Annotated in this window: 14 protein-coding genes and 1 rRNA gene; 8 read left to right on the plus strand and 7 right to left on the minus strand. The window is 37.9% G+C overall.

From position 1 onward, the window contains the following. Positions 1-174: 174 nt before the first annotated feature. Complete coding sequence (locus ACQKIH_RS08410) at positions 175-1080, minus strand: polyprenyl synthetase family protein (protein ID WP_057985291.1); 906 nt, start codon at positions 1078-1080, stop codon at positions 175-177. A gap of 378 nt (positions 1081-1458) precedes the next feature. On the opposite strand from ACQKIH_RS08410, the gene ACQKIH_RS08415 reads away from it, so the two are divergent. From ACQKIH_RS08415 to ACQKIH_RS08440, 6 genes are all read left to right on the plus strand, one after another. Further along, positions 1459-1971: a hypothetical protein gene (locus tag ACQKIH_RS08415; protein ID WP_057985289.1), complete on the plus strand. Its 513-nt coding sequence runs from the start codon at positions 1459-1461 to the stop codon at positions 1969-1971. A 193-nt stretch (positions 1972-2164) separates the two neighbouring features. Continuing rightward, positions 2165-3688: an argininosuccinate lyase gene (argH, locus tag ACQKIH_RS08420; protein WP_427764985.1), complete on the plus strand. Its 1524-nt coding sequence runs from the start codon at positions 2165-2167 to the stop codon at positions 3686-3688. Further along, positions 3681-4625 carry an N-acetylglucosamine kinase gene (locus ACQKIH_RS08425; protein WP_427764988.1) on the plus strand — a complete coding sequence of 315 codons (945 nt, stop codon included), beginning with the start codon at positions 3681-3683 and terminating at the stop codon, positions 4623-4625. The genes argH and ACQKIH_RS08425 overlap by 8 nt, the downstream gene beginning before the upstream one ends. A gap of 384 nt (positions 4626-5009) precedes the next feature. Further along, positions 5010-5513 (plus strand): DUF4358 domain-containing protein, encoded by a 504-nt coding sequence (locus ACQKIH_RS08430; RefSeq protein ID WP_057985282.1) that lies wholly within the window; start codon positions 5010-5012, stop codon positions 5511-5513. Between the two features lie 6 nt (positions 5514-5519). After that, entirely contained in the window at positions 5520-6896 is a 1377-nt protein-coding gene (locus ACQKIH_RS08435; RefSeq protein ID WP_427764990.1) for an MBOAT family O-acyltransferase, read from the plus strand. Between the two features lie 13 nt (positions 6897-6909). Further along, positions 6910-8049, plus strand: coding sequence for a DHHW family protein (locus ACQKIH_RS08440; protein ID WP_427764992.1), 1140 nt, complete (start codon positions 6910-6912; stop codon positions 8047-8049). Between the two features lie 190 nt (positions 8050-8239). Here the strand turns inward: ACQKIH_RS08440 and ACQKIH_RS08445 are convergent, their stop codons facing one another. From ACQKIH_RS08445 to ACQKIH_RS08455, 3 genes are all read right to left on the minus strand, one after another. Beyond that, the gene (locus tag ACQKIH_RS08445) at positions 8240-8623 is read right to left on the minus strand and encodes a YkvA family protein (RefSeq protein ID WP_057985277.1); all 384 of its coding nucleotides are present in this window, start codon (positions 8621-8623) and stop codon (positions 8240-8242) included. A 109-nt stretch (positions 8624-8732) separates the two neighbouring features. After that, the gene (locus ACQKIH_RS08450; RefSeq protein ID WP_236706764.1) at positions 8733-9434 is read right to left on the minus strand and encodes a glycosyltransferase family 2 protein; all 702 of its coding nucleotides are present in this window, start codon (positions 9432-9434) and stop codon (positions 8733-8735) included. A 107-nt stretch (positions 9435-9541) separates the two neighbouring features. After that, a complete protein-coding gene (locus tag ACQKIH_RS08455; protein ID WP_057985275.1) occupies positions 9542-9988 on the minus strand; it encodes a hypothetical protein in 447 nt (148 codons plus the stop codon). Between the two features lie 233 nt (positions 9989-10221). On the opposite strand from ACQKIH_RS08455, the gene ACQKIH_RS08460 reads away from it, so the two are divergent. Beyond that, the gene (locus tag ACQKIH_RS08460; protein ID WP_152982952.1) at positions 10222-12141 is read left to right on the plus strand and encodes a tetratricopeptide repeat protein; all 1920 of its coding nucleotides are present in this window, start codon (positions 10222-10224) and stop codon (positions 12139-12141) included. 43 nt (positions 12142-12184) lie between these two features. Here ACQKIH_RS08460 and ACQKIH_RS08465 read toward each other — a convergent pair whose 3' ends face one another. Both ACQKIH_RS08465 and aceA read right to left on the minus strand, forming a co-directional pair. Then, positions 12185-13360: a pyridoxal-phosphate-dependent aminotransferase family protein gene (locus ACQKIH_RS08465; RefSeq protein ID WP_427764996.1), complete on the minus strand. Its 1176-nt coding sequence runs from the start codon at positions 13358-13360 to the stop codon at positions 12185-12187. A gap of 563 nt (positions 13361-13923) precedes the next feature. Beyond that, on the minus strand, positions 13924-15207 hold the full coding sequence (aceA, locus tag ACQKIH_RS08470; RefSeq protein WP_057985272.1) for an isocitrate lyase: 1284 nt from the start codon (positions 15205-15207) through the stop codon (positions 13924-13926). Between the two features lie 222 nt (positions 15208-15429). Between aceA and ACQKIH_RS08475 the strand changes: the two genes are divergently transcribed. Next, the gene (locus tag ACQKIH_RS08475; RefSeq protein WP_057985270.1) at positions 15430-16101 is read left to right on the plus strand and encodes a LytTR family DNA-binding domain-containing protein; all 672 of its coding nucleotides are present in this window, start codon (positions 15430-15432) and stop codon (positions 16099-16101) included. 359 nt (positions 16102-16460) lie between these two features. Here the strand turns inward: ACQKIH_RS08475 and rrf are convergent. Next, positions 16461-16554, minus strand: a 5S ribosomal RNA gene (gene rrf, locus ACQKIH_RS08480); the annotation flags it as partial.

Consider the following 16554-nt stretch of genomic DNA (forward strand, 5'->3'; position numbering starts at 1 on the left):
TTGGAATTATGAAATTGATTCAATTAAATTGATTTCATAAATAACAAAGGTTATTATTTTAGGCAACTCACAGAAGTCTAAAATGGGTGCTACTAGTCTTTGGACTTTTAATTGTAAGCGCCAAATAGCGCCCTCCCTGAAAACAGGTGGGCGCTATTTGACGATTCCTTGTAATTACTCTAAATACGTTAGAATTTGTTTTTTGAAACTACTTTCCTGATTTAAGGAATTTATTAAGTTTCGAGCCTTTGTCGCATAAATGTTCCTAATCGTTAATGAATATGTAATTCCACCCCCGTCTACTAAAGAATTTAGTAACTGTTCTTTTTCTAATAAAGAAATACTATTACCTTGATAATAGTATTTAGCTAGATTGGTAAGCACGTGGTTCGAGTTCATTAAATAAATAATCGGAAGAGAGAATTTCCTTTTTATAAAGTCATTCTTAAGATGGTTATCCTGTTTTAATCCAATTATATCATTATTAATTTGTTGAACTACTCCTATATAACGGGAATAGTTTTTTACTCTTTCATCAACTTTCCCTGTTGCTAAAACAAAACCTACTTCTGAACTCAAAGCAACTAAAGATCCAGATTTTAAGCTAATCATGTCGAGATATGTAGTTTCCTCCCTGCAAGAATTCAAGAGATCTTCTTGTTGACCATTAATACTTTCGAAAAGTCGCGTTTCTATCAAAGAAATCGCTAGCTGATGATATTTAAAATTACATTCTCTAACCGTTTTAAAAACAATTATCATCATTGAAAGAATTGCATTTAACGTAAATTGAGGCTCTTTAACCCAAGAAGCATCACTATCAAAATCTTGTAAATCATCTACTATATCTAATACTAAAATAAGTAGTTCTATGGCAGCTGCTACTAGCAATATTCCCTTATTTTCTTCGTTAGCATAAGCCTTATAATGGGCAATACATAGGTGCCCAAACGGAAAGCTATCATCAGCTTTTTCGTTCTTAAACTTGACTATTAATTTTCTTAAGTCTTCAGAAATATCTCCTTCCGATTCAATTAATAAGTCTAAAGTCTGATTTATTTCTTCAAAATAATTATCCATATAAAACTTCCTCATCATACCTATCGAATTTCAATAACTTTTATTGCAATTCCCCCACATATACAATAATACCATATTACACAAATATTAGGTTGGCTATGAGTTTTAAAAGTGACCACTCTTCGAAAAGATTTCCCGTTCTTTTCGAAACATAATTGACAAGAAATAATATATACAGTCTATATTTGCAATGAAGAACGTTGGAATTCTAAAGTTTTATATGTAAAATAAGTCAGTTTATTGTGTAATTTAAATTATTGGCACAACGATTGTGAATTTGATAAATATGGAAATAACCTAGTGGATTTAATAAACTTAAAATACCAAGCAAATAACTGAGTAATACAATAAAATAATTTTTTTGAAATGAGGGTTATCATGAAAAAGTACTTAATAATGGCTCTTGCTGTAATCGTTACATACGGCGCAATAAACTGGCTTTTCCCCTTCTCCCCAATCTTGCTTAATTCAAAAATTACATATCAGTCCAATGAACAAAATGTGGACGCCTATTTAAATATCAATGGAACTTTAGAAAATATCCAATTAACTTCTATTAATAATCCCCCTGAATTTCAAAGGATAGCTTATGGAATTAGTCAATTATGGGCGATGGAAAAAGAACCAGTTAAAATTAACCTAAAGGATTTAACTGTAATTGAACAACAATTACAGCAATCAAAAGACTACTTAAATAATTTGATGAAAGACAGCCCGGAATTAGCCTCTTTAATAGCAATTGAAAATAATATAAATGAAATTTTACAGGATATAAAAAAGATAATGGATAATCAATGGACATCACGCTTTTTTATCCAGGATACGATTTCCAACATCCGCAATTCATCATTTGAAGCACTTACTCATTTAGAGGAATTTTTATTGAATTAGTAGCAATGAAATGATTGAACAAGTTGTCGAAGTTGGAACACTTATTCAAAATTACTTAGTGGATAAGATAGCAACCACACAATCAATTTGATAAACTAAAAGAATATTCAGAAAAAATTCTCGCAGGTTTTTTAAATAACAATTACGATGGCAAGCAGCATGTTTCATCCAAATAAATGGAGGCGAATAATGGATGTTCTTTCAAGATTATCGAAATCGTATTAATGCGGAAGAAGGGATTCAATTCCCATCGAACAGCTATCGTCAAATGGTATTACAGCCAGCGTATAATGAAGCACGCCAGCATTTTTTAGAGGCGATGGTTCAAATTCATATTGCCCACTTAAAAATGTTAGAGGAACAAAAATTAGTTACCTCTGAGGAAGCGCGTCAAATTGGGCAAGCACTTAAAAAGTTGGACTTAGACTATTACAAAACACATGATTACAGCCCACAGTTTGAAGATTTATTTTTCCGTATTGAAAATAAATTAATTGAGCTTGGGGGCGATATTTCAGGCAATTTACATATTGGGCGCAGTCGAAATGACATGGGAATCGCCATTTATCGAATGACGCTACGTAAAAAAATGCTCACGCTCATGCAGGAATTACTTCATTTGCGCAGCACTCTAATTGCCTTTGCTGAGGAACATGTGAAAACGATTATGATTGGCTACACGCATACGCAGCAAGCACAGCCTACCACTTTTGCTCATTATTTGAAGGCGGTCATTGATCAGCTAACACGCGATTTTAAACGGATGCAAGCTGCCTATACCACGATTAATCGAAGTAGTATGGGTGCAGCTGCATTGACGACGACCGGGTTTCCAATTAATCGCGAGCGCATGCAGGAGTTGCTTGCTTTTGATGAACTGATTGAAAATGCTTGGGACGCGGTTGCCGGTGCAGATTATATTGCAGAAGCCGCAAGCGTTGTTCAGCTTGCCGCGCTAAATCTCGGGCGGACATCACAGGATTTCCTATTATGGGCAACGCAAGAATTCAATGCCTTCCAGCTTGCCATTCCATATGTCCAAGTGAGTTCCATCATGCCACAGAAACGCAATCCCGTTTCCATTGAACATACCCGTTCCCTACTTTCTGCCGTCGTTGGCGATACAGGAACGGTGCTACAAATGATTCACAATACACCATTTGGAGATATTGTCGATACGGAAGATGATATGCAACCTTATTTATGGCGTGCGATTGACCGATTAGTTGGGATTTATAAACTGTTTGGAAGTCTCATTGTCACAATGAATGTAAATAAAGACAGCTTATTAAAGCGTGCACAAAATAGCTTTGCTACCGTAACCGAACTGGCAGACACACTTGTTCGATCAGAAAGAATTTCCTTCCGTCAGGCACATAAAATTGTCAGTCTATGTGTCAATGAACTTGTAGCTAATAAGGAAGAATCGCTGGCAAGCCTCAAATGGCAATTAGCTAATGAAAAAGCATTACATGTTACAGGTTCGCCGTTAAAAATAACGGAAATATCCTTTTATCAAGCGCTTCAGCCTGAGTATTTTGTGAAGGTTCGTACATTAAAGGGTGGACCCGCGCCACAAACAATGCGTACATCATTAGTAGAAGCAGGAAAAGCATCGGCACAGCTCGAACAATGGCTAACACAAAAATCACAGGCGATCTTACAGGCAGAAGAGCAGCTCGAAAAAATTTTACAAAGGTGGGATGAACATGTGTAATCAATATATTCTTGCGGTCGATGGTGGTGCCACAAAAACAACGATGTCTATTCGTACTGCAAACAGGCTCGAACTTTTTAGCGCTACTTCTACAGGCTCGAACTATCAAGCAGTTGGAATAGAAAGCGTTCAGCATGTTTTAATCGGCTTAATGCGTAGTGCGGCGGCACATCTTCCACCAGTTCATCTAGAGGTGGCGGTTTTTGCGATGGCTGGAATGGATACAAAACGCGACAAAATCATTCTTGAGGAAATCATTGAACAAAGCGTTGCTCGTTCTTCGTTTACATTTGGCACAATTATTATTGAAAATGATGTTGAAGCTACGCTAAAAGGGCTATGCGAAGAAAATGCGACATTATTAATTTCAGGTACAGGGGCGATTTGTTATAGTGTGGCAGATCAAACTACTTTCCGTGCAGGTGGCTGGGGACATCGCGTTGGTGATGAAGGCAGTGGTTACTGGATTGGCAAGCATATTGCCAAGGCGATTTTCCGTGCAGTGGACGGTCGTAATGAACCAACCGCGCTGACAAAGCTCGTTTTAGAGGCATATAAGTTAGAAGATAGCGATGCCTTACTCAACTGGATCTATAGTGAAGAATATACAAATACACGATTAGCGAACTTAGCTTCATTTTTACAACAGGCAGTTGAACAAAATGATAACGTCGCGAAAAAAATTGCAGAAAAGGCCGCAATGGAGTTATTCCTATTAAGCACGACCGTATTAAATAAGGCTAACTATATACATGGGCCTCACTTATTCTTTTTAAATGGTGGCGTCTTAAAAAACAATGAATTTATTTTAAATTTAGTAAAAGAAAAGCTCGTAGCAGTATATCCGCAGCTGATAATTCACATGTGCGAGAAAAAGCCGATTGAAGCCATTGTGAAACGGGCATTCCACGCATTAAAGGCTCCAATAAATCCATAGTAAGTATACAAAAAACGCTATTTCAAAATAGCGTTTTTTATTTTACAATGTTTTCATCTCGCAAACACACTTTGAAAATGTCGCAATTACCGTTACACCTAATTGCTTTAACTCATTTCATTGTCCGCAACAAAACTGCCTCCTTTTATCCGCGATAATAGAACACTTATCTAATTTTATTATTTTTTGGCTACTATTAAAATTCATTACCGAAGAATCCATAATTAATAAGCAAGTCAAGTATGCAAAATCACAAATGAACTATACTAACACCACATGCGCAAAAAAATATTACTTAGAAATATTAAATTTTATGTAACGTTTATAGACTACCTACGTCTAATCCCTCTGTAATCAAATAATTAATAAAAAGGAGAAAATATAATGAAAAAAATAATGGTAATTATGCTAACGATGGTGTTAGCAATTGTGGTTTCAGCATGTTCTGGAAACAAGTCTTCTACAACTGATGATAAGACTGCGCATATTGAAGCAAGTCACTCTGCAAAAGAAATGACAGAGAAAATGGTGAAAGAAGTTGAACAACCCGCACTAATGGAATTAACGGCAGAGGATTTGAAGAATCTATACAATTTAGATGCTGCAAAGCTTGAAGATTTCTCCGTTCGAATTCCAATGATGAACGTAAAATCGAATGAAATTGCCATCTTTAAAGTAAAAGATCCAAATGATGTTGCGGAAGTAGTAGCTGCAATAAAGGTAAGAGCGGAAAATGCCATGAAGCCATTCGAACAATACCTTCCAGATCAATATGAAAATGCAAAAAACCATAAAATCATAACAAAAGGGAATTATGTACTATTCGTTATTTCTGATCAAGCAGATGAACTGATTGCAGTTTACGATCGTTTCTTCGTAAAAAAATAGACGTCTATGGTATTTAGTAGCCCTCTTTTCCTATTCTTGTTCTTGCCAGCCGTGTTAACGCTTTATTATTGTTCGCCCAGAAGGTTTAAAAACCTCATTTTATTTATTATGAGCCTTCTTTTTTATGCATGGGGCGAGCCCGTTTACATCATCATCATGCTAGTGTCTACACTGACAGATTATTGTTTCGGTTTGCTTCTCGATAAACCGAATCAGACCTCGGTAAAACGCAAGGGCATTGTTGTCTGTTCGGTTATTGTGAACCTCTTGCTGTTATCTTATTTTAAATATGCTGATTTTCTCATACAAAATATAAATGCGTTAATTGGATCGAATATCCCTTTAACTGAACTTCCTTTGCCTATCGGAATATCCTTTTACACGTTCCAATCGATGTCTTATATTATCGACGTTTATCGTGGGACAGCAAAAGCACAACGAAATTGGATAGACTTCGGCACATACGTCGCCCTGTTCCCACAATTAGTGGCAGGGCCGATTGTAAAATATAGCACGATTGCAGAACAGCTAAAACAGCGCACTGAAAATATGAAGATGTTTGCAGAAGGGGTTCGTAGATTTACAATTGGACTCGCCAAGAAGGTGCTACTTGCCAACAACATTGGCTTACTATGGGATACCATTTCGAGCTCCAATCCAGCATCGATGCCTGTGTTAACAGCTTGGTTAGGTATTATCGCATTTGCTTTCCAAATTTATTTTGATTTTAGTGGTTATTCAGATATGGCTATTGGTCTTGGGCTCATGTTTGGCTTCCGATTTAATGAGAATTTCAACAAACCTTATATAGCCCAGAGCATTACTGATTTTTGGCGAAGATGGCATATATCGCTTAGCAGTTGGTTTCGCGAATATGTCTACATTCCGCTTGGTGGAAATCGACGAGGATTGGCCATTCAAACACGTAATATTTTGATTGTTTGGATGCTTACTGGATTTTGGCATGGCGCAAGCTGGAACTTTATTTTATGGGGATTATATTTTGGCGTCATTCTTATTTTTGAAAAATGGTGGGGTTTAGCATTACTTCAACGTGCACCACGCTGGATCAGACATCTTTATGCGATAATCCTCATTCTTATTGGGTGGGTGCTATTTGCTTTTGACAAGCCTTCTTTAATTGTTGGTTATTTGGGTGCCATGTGGGGGTTCAATAGTCAAGCACTGTGGGACAACGAAACAATGTACTTCTTTTATACAAATGCAGTGCTGCTTATCGTATTGGTCATCTTCTCTTTACCGTTGAAACAAAGGTCAAGATTATCGATTACTCATTTAGCTTGGTATGGATTTCTCTATTTACTTTCGGTTGCCTATTTAGTAGATGCCACGTTTAATCCATTTTTATATTTTCGTTTTTAGGGAGGAAAACTTTATGAAGCATCTATCAGAGCGATTATTAGTCGTTGGATTTGTTAGTTCGACGTTTCTCATCGCAGTACTTTTTTTCATTTTGCCTCATCATCGTTTTTCTGAACTAGAAAATAGATATTTACAGACCGCGCCACAACTTACTTGGGATAACTTAATATCCAAGAAATTTGCCGAAGAGACGGAGAGTTTCATTACAGATCACTTTCCGTTTCGAGATAAGTGGTTATGGGTCAAATCAACGTCAGAACAAGCCCGTTTGCAACAAGAAAATAACGGTATCTATCAAGGTAAAGATGGCTATTTGTTTGAAAAATTTTTAGAGCCTGATTATAAAAAGGTTCAACGATATGCCGAGTCGGTAAACCAGTTTGCAAGCAATCATCCGACAGTGAAAATGACGTTCATGCTTGCACCCACATCGATTGGCATTTATCCAGAACGATTACCTTGGTTGGCACCGTCGTATTCACAAAAGAAGGTCAATCAATTTATCGAGGAAACGATGCAAAACGATTTAAACTTTATGAATGGCATTAATATCTTAGAACAACATGCAACTGAACCCATTTATTATCGAACTGATCATCATTGGACAACATTCGGAGCCTATTTAGCTTATGTTGCCTATGCAGAGCAACAAGGGTGGCAGCCATTCTCTCTGAAGGATTTTTCGATTAAAACTGTGAGCAATTCATTTCTAGGGAGCTATCATACAAGGAGTCAGTTTACGGGTTTAACGCCAGATACGATTCAAACTTACACACCTCTTAATCCTGTCCACACTGAAATGTATATCGCGGATACAGATCAAACTGTGACAAGCATGTATGATGAAAGCTTTTTAGCGAAGAAGGATCAATATTCATACTTTCTTGGTGGGGTTCATGCACTAATGAAATTAACAACTGCCCTTAATCCACAACAAATTGCACAGGAAAAGCTACTAGTCATTAAAGACTCCTACGCACATAATGTACTCCCCTTTCTCACAAATCATGTACCAGAAATTCATGTGATTGACCTGCGTTTTTATAATGGTGATATAGGAGTTTATTTGTCCGAGAATGACATTAGGGATGTGTTGTTTTTATTTAACACAGCTACATTCGTTGAAGATGCAGCGCTTTTGAAATTAAATTAAGTAGAAACAGATCATCCCTACGTAAAAAAGTCCCCTTTAAAAGCACATCTCGCAACTTGATGTGCTTTTAAAATTTACTTCGCTAATTAAAACTAACAGGACAATCTTCTTTCATCATAATAAAGCTCAAGTGCCTACCACTTTGTCTCTCTTATCGATAAGAGAAATCCCTCTTGCATCTCGGCCTTTTTTATTTTTTTGAAATAGACCGTTTGCCTAATTTATCTTCAATCCACTCATCCGCTTCCATTTTCATCTCATCGGTAATGGACATATATACCTTGCCAAGCGCTGTTAAAATAACAAATGCATCATCCGTTAATCCTGCAAGAGGTAAAAAATCAGCTACTAGATCGATTGGGAAAATAAAATAACCGAGTGCACCAAGCATAATTAATTTATTCGCTTTTGACATGTTTGGGCTTTTTACTGCAATAAACAATGTTGTAGCCGCGTGCAAAGCTTTATAACCAAGTCCGCCACTCATACCTTTCATTTTACCAAGAAACTTTTTATCTGAATAATGCTTATCTTGTCCTTCAATCATTTTTTCAAATTTTACATTTTCACTCATGATGATTCCTCCTCTTTCGAAAAGCCTGCTACATGCTATTGTATCCCAAAACAACTTCTTTTCTTCTGTATTTACGTTAGTTTCGGTAAAAAAGTTTCATGAGCATCTGTTATTTTCTTTTGAAATTTGCCCATAGCTGCTGCAAGATTTTAGCGGGATGGATCACTTCATCATAATAAATAACCGAATTCTTCCTTAACTTTGCATGACCAATCGGCACTTCATATATCGGTACTTTACGTCGGATCGCTTCGACAAGCATGTTCGTGTCAAAGCTATATGACTCCCCTTTCACTTGATGAAGCCATGCAAATTGTTGCCTCGGTATGTAACGTAAACCCGTTTGTATATCGAGTAAACGCTTATGAAAGAACAGCTCAAATAACATTGAATTCGCACGATTTTGGAGTTGGTGAATCATCGAGTAATCCGAGTTTTTAAACTCTCGAACACCTAGAACAATACCATCTGAAAAGACTTTCGTACTCGCAATCATCTGCTCAACATCAAGAACAGAATGCTGACCATGCGCCCCGACAGTAACAATCCCCTTCGCATGGAACGATGAATGCAATAAAAAATGAATTCCCGTTTTAATTGCGTGCCCCTTCCCGTAATTTTGTTCATGCGTTAATACGACACAACCTTTATTATGTAATGTTTCAAACGTCTTGTTATATTTTTCATCACTTCCATCATTTACAATAATAATTTTTACGACAGCTAACTTTTCAAGCTTTTCAACGAACTCAATAATCGTTGACAAAGGATTTAATGCTGGAATCAGTACAATAACTGCCTCGATTTTCAAACACCCCTTTTACTAGACCAATTGACTAAAGTTTATCGGGAAATGACTATAAATACAATGGGATGTAAATGAATAACAGATACGCTCACACAACATATCCCCCGAACTTACCTTCTCGACTTAGTTGGCTGCGTACTGAAAAAACTTAAAATAATCGTCAACCCTGCGATTATTCCCAATACATAGGAGTACGACATAAATGCCTGCGATACCCAAGTGAAGATCGGCAAACTAAATAGTTTATCTGGCATAAATTCTAGCGTTGATAGTGTTGATAATAATGGGTAGCAGCACAAAATGATTAGACTAGGCATTGCCACACACCAAAATAAAGATAAGTTCATTTTTGCTGACCACTTTTTCACAAATAACAGTGATAGATAAAACCCAAATAAAATGGGATGAATAACACCAAACCACAACACAGGGATTGCGTTATACTCGACCGTTGCTATTTTTTGCATTTGATTTTCAAATTGAATACTAAAATTTATGAATACCATTAATCCGATAACCCAAATGACTTTCCAAAAATAAGGACTATATTTCCCCATATAATTTCTCTCTCCTCCAAATTTATGATTGCTCTTGTAGTAGTTCAACAAAGGTATGCTGAAATCCCTTTATATCTAGCAATTTTACTTTCTTTTGCACCTGCTCGATGCCGGTATCGCTCCCGCACCGGCCGAAGTTTCACTTTATTCATATTCTTCCGATAAAAAGCATAATTAAAAAGATATAGATTATCTAAACCTATTAAATAATATGAAAGGGAGTGCGTCTGTTTATGATGAATCGCGATTTGCTAACAAATCTTTGCAATGCTATTCCTGAAACCCATCGTCCATTAGCTGAAGCATTACAAAGTGCGGCCCGCTATACGATTTCAAATCCTACTCTTTCCTTAAAGAAACTGAATATCGCACTCAGTATTATTGTTCGCGATTTATATGAAAAAGAAATGAACAAATCCGGGGGGAATGCCGATCTTCGGACACTCCTTCTTAACAAAGGATTTGCTGATAAAATACACCCTCGACGTATGTATTTATTAATGAATTTAATTCAAAAAACGACCGTAATTTCCACTAATTCGATTATCGATACAAAGGCAGCGAAAATCGCACTTGAATACTCAATTGATTTAGCTAGTTGGTATATAAAGCACTTAACGAGAGGCGAGAGGCTGGCTCAAGCGGCTTATTTAGATTTAGATGAAATGTATACAGCGCCGCCACTCGCCAAACTTAATTTCCCTGAGCATGATTATGAGGAAGCGGCACGTTGGTTTTTAGTTTCGGCTAATAATGGGGACAGTAACGCCCAGTACAATCTCGGCTTTTTATATAATCACGGCAATGGTGTAAGAAAAAATTACCTAGTAGCCGCCAAATGGTATACGCTAGCTGCTGAGCAAAACGATTCAAATGCGCAATATGCACTCGGTGTGTTGTATCAGCTTGGACAAGGGGTTAATCAAAATGTGCAAAAAGCAGCTGAGCTCTATGAGTTAGCAGCTCATGCTGGCAATGCAGATGCACAGTACAACCTCGGTTCTCTTTACAATCAAGGACAAGGAGTCGAACAAAACTTTGTAAAAGCCGCGCACTGGTATGAAAAAGCAGCTGAGCAACGAAATACGAGTGCACTAAATAACCTCGGCTTTTTATACCATGATGGCAAAGGGGTCGAACAAAGCTATGAAGAAGCGGCCACACTCTTTACGGAAGCCGCGATCGCTGGTGATGCAAGTGCCCAGTACAATCTTGGCTATTTATTTATTAATGGACGCGGGGTTGAACAATCGTTTAAACAAGCTGCGAAATGGTTTATAACTGCGGCGATGCAAGGACATTCAAATGCACAATTTCAATTAGCCCTCCTTTATCAAGCGGGGAAAGGCATTCAAAAAAATGAAGAGGAAGCGTTAAAATGGCTTACACTTGCAGCAAATAGTGGACATATCACTGCACAATATTCACTTGGGCTTATTTATAAACAACATAATACAAAGCAATCTACCTCTTTAGCGATTGAGTGGCTGTCAAAAGCTGCGGCGAGTGAACATATTAGCGCAAACTATGACCTTGGTATTGTTTATTTATCACTTGGGCAATTGGATAGTGCATTGAAATGGCTAAAACGCGCTGCTATTCAAAATCATGCACAAGCACAATTCCAATTAGCAATGCTCGCTTTAAATGGAGGAGATAATTCCCCCAATTATAATGAAGCATTCAAATGGTTGCAGGCAGCGACAAGCCACAATGATGCCAATGCAGAATTTCAGCTTGGTTTACTTTATGAGCAAGGTTTAGGGACAAAGCTCAACTACGATGAAGCACGACATTGCTACCGACTTGCCGCGGAACAAGGACATATCGAATCACAGTATAGGCTTGGTAATATTTTTGATAAAGGGCTCGGAGTGAAACGGGATTACGAGGAAGCAGCGAAATGGATTTTACGCGCAGCAAATAAAGGCTTTGCAAAAGCACAATTTCAGCTAGCACAAATGCATGCAAACGGTGAGGGTGTTACACATGACTATAAAGAGGCGGCAAAATGGTATCGTCTTGCTGCACAACAAGGGCATGTTAAAGCGCAATTCCAACTAGGGATGCTTTACAAAAAAGGTCAAGGTGTTGCCCAAGATTATACAGAGGCCACACGCTGGTTAAAACAATCCATCGAACAAGAATTATAAAAGAAGCGGGCAAAGAAGATTCCTTTCTATGCCCGCTTCTTATTTATGCTTTCACCAATTGCTTCATTTGCTCTTGAAATGCTTGTAGTGCTTGATCCACATGAACTGTGTGATTTTGCTCCTGCAATGCCTCACCAATCGCCACAATCGCCTGTTCAAGCATCGAAGCTGTTGTATTCCCCATATGCCCGATACGGAATGCCTTCCCCGCAAGATGCGCGAGTGAGCCAGCTACAATAATCCCTCTTTTAGCTAAACTTGCACGAAATGCGCCGTCCTCAATACCTTCCGGATATAAAATACAACTTAATGTTGGAGCGGCAACAGATTCATCTGCTAATGGTGTCATACCATATGAACGAAGCGCTGCACGAACCGCTTTACCAAATGCAATATGGCGTGCTTCTCGTGCTTCCATTCCTTCTGCTAAAACAATTTTTAATGCTGCATCATAAGCATAAATCAAATTCACAGGAGGCGTAGCAAAATACGTTGCTGGATTGTCCATTACCCCTCTCCAACAATTAATATCCGCGTAATAAGCTGGTATTGTTCCTAATGCCTCACGCGCTGCTAATGCTTGCTCACTAAATGTAATAATCGCAAGGCCTGGTGGGATACCAATCGCTTTTTGTGAACCTGTTAATACAACGTCAATTTTATAAGCTTCATTGTCCCCATATGCTTTACTCATATCTTCTTCAAGTGCGGCTGTCGCAACAACGCCATCAACAATGACAAGTGCACCCGCTTCTTTAATAATCGGTACTAATGCTTCTAAATCTGACATTACCCCTGTTGAAGTGTCAGCATGTGTAATTGTCACCGCTTTAAATGTTTTCGTTTTTAATATTTCTTCAACAAGCTGTGGATCTACACGTTCCCCCCAAGCGGACTGTAAAACTTCTACCTCAATACCAAATGCATTGGCAAGTGGTGTAAAGCGATCCCCGAAATAGCCATGGCTAATAACAAGAAGACATTCCCCTTTTCCGACTGTGTTCACAATCGCCATTTCCATTGCCAATGTACCTGAACCGGCTACTACATATACTTCACTCTTTGTATTGAATAACTTCTTCGTTTGTTCAATGGCATTTTTAAAAATGGCTACAAAGCGCGGATCCGTATGACCACGTGTTTCACTTGCAAGCGCATCATATATTTCATCCACAACAGGCGTCGGTCCTGGTACAAGTAATAATTCTCGGTTTTCCATTGTTTTATCCCCTTTATAATTGTTTCCTATTTTTTAAAATGGAAAATGCCCTTCTAGCCCCATCCAGACTAGAAAGACATTTTCCACAGTATTATAACCCCTAAGTTTTAACGGTTTATTTAATTGGAGGCAATCCAATTATAATTGTTCTAAATCGTGTTCCAATTCGATTTAGTCGCATAGTAGAAAACGGTTGAAACATATAGCTATTCAAAATTTCCTTCTACCATTTGAAATTGATTTAGTCCGTCGTTTCGGCATATCGACTTCCCCGCTTGTTCCCCAACAGCGGTCTCGCATTTCAATAGGCATACGAAATTTTTGATTAAATGATTTATTCATAGTGATCCCCTGTTGATTAAGTAATAGCTATTTATAATTCGCCACCTTAATCAATCACTATTTTATAATTCTCCCCACCCAATATAGAGTGGGAAGGCATGTATTACATCAATTATGCCTTGGCGTAATTGCGTCCAGATTTTTTTCGAGATCGCTCGAAAAACTTCCCTAAAAAATCTGTGACATCCGCCAGGGCATTAATTTGATTCAACCGAATCAAATTAAACGAATTGCTCAGTTTCTGTAGAACCCGCCATTGCTGTAGTTGATGATGTACCACCAGAGATAACTTGTGATACGTCGTCAAAGTAACCAGTACCCACTTCACGTTGGTGACGAGTAGCTGTATAACCTTTTGATTCTGAAGCAAATTCAGCTTGTTGTAATTTAGAGTATGCTGCCATACCGTTATCTTTGTAGTCATGCGCAAGCTCGAACATAGAGTGATTTAAAGAGTGGAAACCAGCTAATGTAACGAACTGGAACTTATAACCCATTTTACCTAGTTCACGTTGGTACTCAGCAATCACATCTTCAGAAAGGTTTGCTTTCCAGTTGAAAGATGGTGAGCAGTTGTAAGCAAGCATTTTTCCTGGGAACTGTGCGTGGATTGCATCAGCAAATTCACGAGCTTCCTCAAGAGATGGCTTAGATGTCTCACACCAAATTAAATCTGCATATGGTGCGTAAGCTAAACCACGAGCAATTGCTTGTTTAATACCTGGCTTTGTACGGAAGAAGCCTTCTGGTGTACGTTCGCCAGTGATGAACTCAGCATCACGTGGATCTATATCAGATGTTACCATGTCAGCTGCATCAGCATCAGTACGAGCGATTAAAACTGTATCTACGCCCATTGTGTCAGCTGCAAGACGAGCAGCGATTAGGTTACGCACTGCATTTTGAGTTGGTAATAATACTTTACCACCTAAGTGACCGCATTTTTTCTCAGAAGCTAATTGGTCTTCTAAGTGGACGCCTGATGCACCCGCTTCGATCATACCTTTTACAAGCTCGAATACGTTAAGTGGACCACCGAAGCCTGCTTCAGCATCCGCTACGATTGGTGCGAACCAGTCGAACTCATCTTCGCGACCTTCAGCGTGATCAATTTGGTCAGCACGTTGTAGTGCTTGGTTAATACGTTTAACTACTTGTGGCACAGAGTTTGCTGGGTATAAAGATTGGTCAGGATACATTTGACCTGCAATGTTTGCATCAGCAGCTACTTGCCATCCTGATAAGTAAATTGCTTTTAATCCTGCTTTTACTTGTTGAATTGCTTGGTTCCCCGTAAGTGCGCCTAATGCATTGATGAATGGCTCTTCATGTAAAGAGTTCCATAAACGTTTAGCTCCACGTGTTGCTAAAGTTTGCTCAAGTACTACTGACCCCTGTAATTTAACTACCTCTTCTGCTGAATACGCACGTTCGATACCATTCCAGCGTGAGTTTTCTGCCCAATCTTTTTGTAAAGCATCAATTTTCTGTTGACGAGTTGACATGTTAAATTTCCACCTTCCGATTTGTGTTTGTAGAAAAAACATTCTGCTATGAAAATTGTTACCCTTCTGTTCCATAACAGTTATCCTTGATGTAATATACTATATAACAGATTGTTTTAATTTTCACTATTTTCCGACAAAACAGTTTATTTGTGTGATAGAATATACTTTTTATAGGATGGATTACTAAAACATGGATAACACAGAGGAGGATACTTAACGATGATTTTTGGGGATGTAAAAATGAGCACAGAGGAAATTGGACAATTTAATACTATTTTAGAAGAGTGGATTCCAAGCGATGCATCAATCGCTATTGCATTTCAGGATACGTTTGTTTACTTTCGCTCAGGGCATCAAAAAATTCAATTGGCAATCGGCTCCAAAGTTCCAACAGATAGCATTGCGTATAAAGTAATACAAACTAGAAAAAAAACTGATGCGATCATGGAAAACTTGATGTTTGAAACACCTTATTATGCAATTGGATATCCAATTATAATGAATGGCGAATTTGGAGTGCTCGTTGTAGTCCTCCCCCCATTATTCAATATACAATGCCCTGAACCATATCAGTTTATTACAGGTAAACAGGCAGAGGATTGGATCCCTACTCCAATAGATCAAATATCTCATTTTGAAAGTTTACAAAAAAGAACTTGGTTTTATAAAGATGGAGAACAATATAAAACCTCTGTCACATTAAAGGAATTACAAACACGCTTACCTAATACATTCATTCGTATTCATCGGTCTTATATTGTTAACATTTGCTCTATAAAAAAAATATCCCGTGATCTTACATCAAACTTTATTGTACTTTTAAAAGATGGAACAGAACTTCCTGTAAGCCAATCATATATAAATAGTCTGCGTGCATTGTTGGAATTTTAACTTGATTCAGTAGAAATCCCCTATTTCTATAAGTAGGGGTTCAAACTCATGCTGAATCAAGTTAAGCCCCAGCCGATGTCACAGATTTTTAGGGGAGTTTTTCGAACGATCTCGAAAAAAAATCTGGACGCAATTACGCCGAGGCGTAATTGATCTTATTGATTCTTTTAATGAAATTAGCTTAACTTCCTAATTTCCTTTCGGGGATTGGAGTAAGTGAGAAAAGTAAAATGACCACTACTAAAATTTAATTTAGTAGTGGTCATTTTTAGGATTCTATGAATTAATTGATTATAAACCATTTTCATTAATGTTTTTTATAAATAAAAAAACCACTGATTTCTCAGTGGCTTTAATGTGCCTAGCGATGTCCTACTCTCACAGGGGGAAGCCCCCAACTACCATCGGCGCTAAAGAGCTTAACTTCCGTGTTCGGTATGGGAACGGGTGTGA

This window comes from Solibacillus cecembensis (assembly GCF_050272495.1).
GTDB lineage: Bacteria > Bacillota > Bacilli > Bacillales_A > Planococcaceae > Solibacillus > Solibacillus cecembensis.